The 6,399-nt window shown below is 49.3% G+C and carries 7 protein-coding genes; 3 read left to right on the forward strand and 4 right to left on the reverse strand.

Annotation, left to right across the window (positions count from 1 at the left end):
• Window positions 1–105 precede the first annotated feature (105 nt).
• The 3 genes from EVJ30_RS12075 to EVJ30_RS12085 are packed head-to-tail and all read left to right on the forward strand — an operon-like array spanning window position 106 to window position 1,477.
• Window positions 106–516 carry a MarR family winged helix-turn-helix transcriptional regulator gene (locus EVJ30_RS12075; protein ID WP_131469281.1) on the forward strand — a complete coding sequence of 137 codons (411 nt, stop codon included), beginning with the start codon at window positions 106–108 and terminating at the stop codon, window positions 514–516.
• 22 nt (window positions 517–538) lie between these two features.
• Window positions 539–1,177: a nitroreductase family protein gene (locus EVJ30_RS12080; protein ID WP_070327751.1), complete on the forward strand. Its 639-nt coding sequence runs from the start codon at window positions 539–541 to the stop codon at window positions 1,175–1,177.
• Window positions 1,178–1,192: 15 nt separating this feature from the next.
• On the forward strand, window positions 1,193–1,477 hold the full coding sequence (locus tag EVJ30_RS12085) for a putative quinol monooxygenase (RefSeq protein WP_070327752.1): 285 nt from the start codon (window positions 1,193–1,195) through the stop codon (window positions 1,475–1,477).
• 130 nt (window positions 1,478–1,607) lie between these two features.
• On the opposite strand, the gene EVJ30_RS12090 is transcribed toward EVJ30_RS12085, so the two are convergent.
• From EVJ30_RS12090 to EVJ30_RS12105, 4 genes are all read right to left on the reverse strand, one after another.
• A complete protein-coding gene (locus EVJ30_RS12090) occupies window positions 1,608–3,146 on the reverse strand; it encodes a hypothetical protein (protein WP_131457452.1) in 1,539 nt (512 codons plus the stop codon).
• 127 nt (window positions 3,147–3,273) lie between these two features.
• Complete coding sequence (locus EVJ30_RS12095; protein WP_131469283.1) at window positions 3,274–3,531, reverse strand: hypothetical protein; 258 nt, start codon at window positions 3,529–3,531, stop codon at window positions 3,274–3,276.
• A 20-nt stretch (window positions 3,532–3,551) separates the two neighbouring features.
• Window positions 3,552–5,909: a DEAD/DEAH box helicase family protein gene (locus tag EVJ30_RS12100; protein ID WP_131469285.1), complete on the reverse strand. Its 2,358-nt coding sequence runs from the start codon at window positions 5,907–5,909 to the stop codon at window positions 3,552–3,554.
• Window positions 5,902–6,228, reverse strand: coding sequence for a nucleoside triphosphate pyrophosphohydrolase (locus EVJ30_RS12105; protein WP_131469287.1), 327 nt, complete (start codon window positions 6,226–6,228; stop codon window positions 5,902–5,904). Before EVJ30_RS12105 ends, EVJ30_RS12100 begins: the two co-directional genes overlap by 8 nt.
• Window positions 6,229–6,399 lie beyond the last annotated feature (171 nt).

Below are 6,399 nucleotides of genomic sequence, written 5' to 3' on the forward strand. Positions count from 1 at the left end.
CCGGTAGTGTCTTTTCTCGAGTCGTCTTGCTTTACAGACAGCGGTCGACTTGCTAACATTTGACTTGTCAATGATTGATGAGTCAAATATGAAAGGTGGGACGCAATGGAGCTACGAGAGATGAGCCGGTTGCTATACCAAATCAAACTCGCCGACCAGCGCGTCGCGACATCGTTCGAGCGTGAGACAGGTTTCAGCCTGACCCGCTACGAGATGCTCATGGTCGTCAACGACAAAGGCGTCTGCTCGCAAAGCGAGATCCAACAAGAGATGAAGATCGACAATGCGGCGATCACCCGTCACTTGAAGATTCTCGAGGAGAAAGGCCATGTCCAACGTGAACGGAACGTCGCGAACAACCGCGAAGTGTTCGTCCGCTTGACGGAGACGGCGGCACGCGAGTTGCAGCACTGTGAACAAAACCATGATCAGACGAACCATTTGATCGCCAAAGTATTATCGGAGTCGGAGATGCAACAGCTATCCGCCCTATTACAAAAGCTAAATACTATTTGAACAGAGAAAGAGGAGATTAACTATGACAACTACATTTGAAAACAATACATTAACGGACGTAATGCTCGACAGAAAGTCGATCCGCGCCTATGACGAAACGGTCAAGATCCCACAACTCGAGATGCTCGAGATGATCCAAGAAGCAACGACGGCCCCGTCTTCAGTCAACATGCAACCGTGGCGCTTCGTCGTCGTCGAGAGCCCGGAAGCAAAAGAGACGTTGAAACCGTTGATCCGCTTCAATACGCTTCAAAACGATACGTCGGCCGCGATGGTGCTCATCTTCGGTGACATGGAATGCTACGAACTCGGCGAAGAGATCTACGATCAAGCCGTAGCGGAAGGCAAAATGCCACAAGATGTCCGTGACAGACAGTTGGAAATGTTTATTCCTTACTACAAAAACTTGTCGAAGCCAGAGATGAACGATATCGTCAAAATCGACTCAAGTTTGGCAGCGATGCAGTTCATGCTCGTCGCCCGTGCCCACGGTTACGACACGAACCCGATCGGCGGCTTTGAGAAAGACCAATTGGCGGAAGCGTTCGGACTCGACAAAGACCGCTACGTGCCGGTCATGATCCTCTCGGTCGGCAAAGCGGCAGAAACAGGCTACAAATCAGTCCGTCTCGACGCTGAAAAAATCACAAACTTCAAATAATCGGAGGAATTCAACATGATCTTAGTCAACGCCATTTTTGATGTGAAAGAAGCAGAGTTCGAAAACTTCTTAGCCGATATCAACAAGCTCATCGACTCGTCGAAACAAGAAGCAGGATGCCTAGGCTATGAGCTCTATCAGTCGACGACGTCAGAGAACCGGTTCGTCATGATCGAGAACTGGGCCGACCAAGCCGCTCTCGAGCAGCACAACCAAAACCCGGACTTGATCGCCTTCGCCCAAAACGTAGCCAACTACGTGACGGCGAAACCGGTGCTCCATGTGACGGAAGTCAACTAATCAGCAGACGGTCGACCTCGTGTCGGCCGTTTTTCTGTACACTCTTTAGCATGATCCCGACCATTGGCAACCCTTATCCGACTAGCAGGCATACAAAAACCGCTTCTACATGTGTAGAAGCGGCTGTTTATTATATACCGAGAATGGCGAACGATACGCCGACGACACCGATGAGCGCCATCGCGTAAACGGGTACGCGCGGCATCTCGCCGTTGTTGTCGAGTGCTTTCCCGAACATGAAGAACACGATCGGATGCACGAGGAACGGCATCGAGAAGATGAGCGGGATGAGAAGTGATGCCTCCGTCCCGAACATGCCACCTTGGACCGCTGCGAAGAGGCCAAAGTGTGAGATGGCTGACGATTGCGCCATCGTCGTGTAGTCGAATGCGATCGTGCTGAAGCTGAGGATGACGAGACCGCCGAAGACGGCCATCATCTGCCAACCGAACGAGAACTGCATGAGCGCCTTCACTTCTTTGAAGTCCTCGCCGTTCGCACCGCGCAAGTTTTTAAGCGCGAGTGCCGTCAAGACGAGACCGACCAAGACAATGATCGCCGTCGGCCAGATCCAAAGCGCCCCGTTGTCGGCACTGACTGCCAAGATCGAGAACACGAAGATGTGACCGAAGAACGGGATGTTGATCATGATCGGCGCACGTTTTGCCGCCACTTGACCGAAGTCACCGGCCGTACATGCACCTGTGAGACCACTGTGCGACAGCGAACCGGCCATACCTGGTGCGAGGTTACGGATGTGCCCCGTGCGGGCGAACCACATGAGGAGCGCGATCCCACCGAACATCCAGAACAATTGACCGAAGAAACCGTAAACGAGAATCGAGTTCATGCCTTCAATGGCGAAGGCGTCACCGATCCGCGAACCACCGACCATGAAGTTGGCCGCCAACACGACCGGGATCCCGGCGAACAAGAGCGCGCGGACGGTCGGTCCGTACGTCCAGTTTTGGAAGATGGCACCGAGTGCTGATGACAAAAGCATCGCAAAGAAGATTTGCGGCAAGGCGATGACCGGTTGAACGGCCATGGCGATTGCGTACGAGATGAACAAGATGACGAGCAGTAACGCCGTCTCGATCAAGCCCTTTTTCATATAAACGTGCTTGTCGTCGATCTGTGCCTTATGGTCGATCAAGAGGAACGATGCCGCGAGACCGATCAACGCGAGGATTGGGTAGTAGAGCGTGATGCCCTCTGCCGTTCCCGGTTGGATCATCATGCGGAAGAACCCTTCGAGTCCGACGAGCAAGAAGAACGAACGAACGATGAAGATGAACTGCGTCCGACCTGTTCCGAGGAACATCTCTTCTTTAGATGGGACGACGATGTCTTTCATCTCGAGCGCTTGCTTGCTTAAGATCTTACGAAGCTCTTGCCCACCGACGAAGAATGAGACAACGAGCGCGATGATCGTCGTCCGCGACAGGAAGTCGACGAGCGGGAACTCAGGGAGACCCGGTGTCGCGATGCCCATCTCGACCATGGCGAAGCCGAGGCCGAGGCCGAAGATGACGATGACGAGGATTGGTGAGAACCGTGAACCGGCCACGACCATCCGCGATAAAATGACCATCGGGATGATGAAGGCCACAAGTAACCAGAATTGGTTGAGTAATTGCATTTGCGATAATTGCTGAACGATTTCCATGAAGTAACCCCTTATACATTTTTTTCACACTGTTTCGAATTTTACAGGATTGAACATTCTGTGACAAGGGGGTGTGACGTATTGTAAACTTTGAAAGCGGAACCAACTGAAATGGTTCCGCTTTCGGTTAGATATTCGGTTGGCGAAGGCCCCAGATCCCTTTATTTCCCGTGGCATAAAACAAGTCATCTTTGCCATTGAAGCTGGCTGAATCGCTCGAATGGGCGCGAATCTGTTTATTGACGTGAGCCTTCCAATCTTTGTAGCGATCGAGCTCGAGTTGATAATACGACTTTTCGATATAGTCGTAGATTTCTTTCAATGACGCCGTCCCACCGTAGTGCTGGAGGGCGAATTGGATTTTGCGAAGTAGTGCGCGTTTCAAGTTAAAGACTCCTTTCCCAATCACTCTGAAGCTTTCCGACTGAAGTAGTGATGCAGTCGAACTTCAACGATTTGACTGACCCATTCGTAAACCAAAGGATGAGCATACGCTTCGTTATGCTCGATATGTAGCGATTCCTCTGAGACGAAGAACGGTCCTTTCGCTATTTTATCAAAAGGCATCCGTAACAGTAACTTTTCGATTCTTTGCTGATGGAACGGTGATTGGAAGTCTTTTGTCTGGCCGTCAATCTGTTGACGGTACGGGATTGCATTGATGAAGTCATAAAACGGCCGAGCTGCCTCGCTCGCTGAAAGTGGTCCGAGCCATCCTTCTAGCCCGCGGTTCAACATGATCGATAGTACAATCATCTTATAACTCTTCGTCATGTCGGTGTATTCAACTTCGACTAACAATGATTTCGCACCTTCAAACAGATGACTTTCTTCCTCTCCCAACTCACTAATTCGATTCAAGAAACCGAAGTAGCCCCCGTCTTTCTTCCATAGAGAGCGATAGGCGTCCATCGAGTACTCGCCTCGTTGAATCAACTCCATATAACTCGGTCGTCTTCCAAGTTCCTCTTTCACCATGAAGTAGTTCCGTTCTAACTGCTGCTGGCGGGTTGAAGATCGAGTCACCATCCGCTTCAACAAATCGATGGCATGTAAATCAAATTCGATTGTGCATCCGTACGGTAAATCGACTTCTGTCGGAAGTGCTTTGACAATTGGTTGTCGCTTTGTCGTCAAGAGCGCCAACTTCTTGTCGATGTTCTTGTAGTTCCCAATCAAGTCGATGATGGTGCAATGCGTCTTCCCGCTCAACAATCGGAGTCCACGGCCAATCTGTTGCGTGAAGACGGTCAATGATTCGGTCGGACGGCAGAACAACAACGTATCGATTTCAGGGATGTCTACGCCTTCATTGAACAAGTTCACCGCAAAGATGATATCAAGGTGTCCTTGCTTCAATTGTTTGATGACGTCCGCTCGGTCATATTCGGTCTGGCTATGTAGGGCGACGGCTTGAACGCCTTGGAGGCGGAAGTAGTCGGCTAAATATTCGGCTTGAGCGACCGAAGAACAGAATCCGAGCGCACGCGTCTGGTGATGCATCTGCCACGCTTCGAAGATTTTTTGAGCGACACTTTCCTTTAACTGTTCAGCCAATAGTTCGTCCTGGTCATAACGGCGGCCATTGATCAATCGAATTTGCGAATAATCGATTTCATCATAAATGCCGACATAATGAAACGGTGTTAAGTAAGATTCTTCAATCGCTTCAGTAAAGTGCATTTGATAGGCGACATTGTCATCACAGAGAGCGTAAACTTCTCCCCCATCCAGTCGGTCCGGCGTCGCCGTCAATCCGAGCAAAAACTTCGGCTCGAAATAGTCGAGGACACGACGATAGGATGGCGCGGCCGAGTGATGGAATTCATCGACGACAATCAAATCGAACTGATCAGGCGCGAACTGTTGCATCCGATGTTTGGAGGCCAACGTTTGAATCGACGCGAACAAGACGTCCGCTGTCGTTTCCCCTCTCGAGTCACCACCGAGCAATAATCCCGTTTTCCATTCAGTCGAGACTTTCTTATAAGAAGCCTCAGCTTGAAGCAGAATTTCTTTTTGATGAGCAATGAAGAGCACCCGTTTGAACTGTCGAGCGAAGAAGGCACTTAAATATGTCTTCCCTAAACCGGTAGCGAGCACGAGCATCGCTTTCCGTCTGCCCTCTTCTATCGTTTCACGTAACGCCTTCAAAGCGGCATCTTGGACGGTGTTCGGCGTGATCGTGTCGTCCTCGATATAGACCGGAGTTGCCTCTGCTACTTGTTCAGCTTCCTTCATCCGCTCTTGACGGGCCATATACTCTTCGCGATAAGGCTGTAACGAGATTGGATTCATGATTTGAGCATACTCACTATAAAACAGCTCGTGAAAAGCATCGACCGATTGCTCGAACACGTCTTCTGAGATGCTTGCCGGAATCTCGACGTTCCATTCAACGCCTTGATTCAAGGCACTGTGCGACAGATTGGACGAGCCAACAAAGAACGTTCCTCCATCTTGTGTGCGGAACAAATACGCCTTCGGGTGGAACGATTGGCCCTTCGAGCGGTAGAGCCGTAGCTCCGCTCCTTGAATGTTCATTAACATCTCGAGCGCGTCCGGGTTCGTCAAATAGAGATAATCCCCAATCAAAATCCGGACTTGGGCACCTCGATTGACTGCGTTTTTAAGTGAAGCGGTGAGTTCTTGAACACCTGATACTTGCGCAAACGCGACGACCATATAAATTTCAGTCGCCGCGTTGATTTGATTCTGTAATGGAATTCGTAAATGACTGGTGTGCAGACGTAACTCACTCATGATCAAGGACCTCTTCCAAGAAGATACCTTTTTCGAAACCGCCCCGCTTCTCGCGCTTCTCCTCACGAATGCGATTTAATTCTTCAAAACTCGCACCGTGCATCTTCCCGAGCGTATAGACAAGTTCCAGTACGTCGGCAAGTTCTTCGAGTGATTCTTCATCGATGTTTGTTTCCTCGTACTCTTTGATTTCTTCATGAAGTTTATGAGCTGCGAATTTCATATGTTCAGCATTAGATAGTTTTTTATGTATTGCTATTTTCCCAGACTGCTCAATGATTGTAGGAATTTTATCCCTTACCAACTTGTTATAGATCATGCAATCTCCCCTTTTCAAATCCTCATCCTTTATTTTACATAAATAAAGGATATAAATCATCCTACGTTTCGCCCTATATAAATTATTTAACAAGGTTACAAAGGAATCACTCAGAATCGATGATTATGATTCTATATTTTGTTACAATGTTTGTAAAATATCATTTTTATA

Origin of the sequence: Exiguobacterium sp. SH5S13 (genome assembly GCF_004337085.1) — a bacterium.
In the GTDB taxonomy this organism is placed as follows: domain Bacteria; phylum Bacillota; class Bacilli; order Exiguobacteriales; family Exiguobacteriaceae; genus Exiguobacterium; species Exiguobacterium aurantiacum_A.

What these genes read in the sequence shown, in the direction of transcription:
- EVJ30_RS12100 (WP_131469285.1), bottom strand. Translation starts at nt 5,909, where the DNA reads ATGAGTGAGTTACGTCTGCACACCAGTCATTTACGAATTCCATTACAG.
- EVJ30_RS12105 (WP_131469287.1), bottom strand. Translation starts at nt 6,228, where the DNA reads ATGATCTATAACAAGTTGGTAAGGGATAAAATTCCTACAATCATTGAG.
- EVJ30_RS12085 (WP_070327752.1), top strand. Translation starts at nt 1,193, where the DNA reads ATGATCTTAGTCAACGCCATTTTTGATGTGAAAGAAGCAGAGTTCGAA.
- EVJ30_RS12080 (WP_070327751.1), top strand. Translation starts at nt 539, where the DNA reads ATGACAACTACATTTGAAAACAATACATTAACGGACGTAATGCTCGAC.
- EVJ30_RS12090 (WP_131457452.1), bottom strand. Translation starts at nt 3,146, where the DNA reads ATGGAAATCGTTCAGCAATTATCGCAAATGCAATTACTCAACCAATTC.
- EVJ30_RS12075 (WP_131469281.1), top strand. Translation starts at nt 106, where the DNA reads ATGGAGCTACGAGAGATGAGCCGGTTGCTATACCAAATCAAACTCGCC.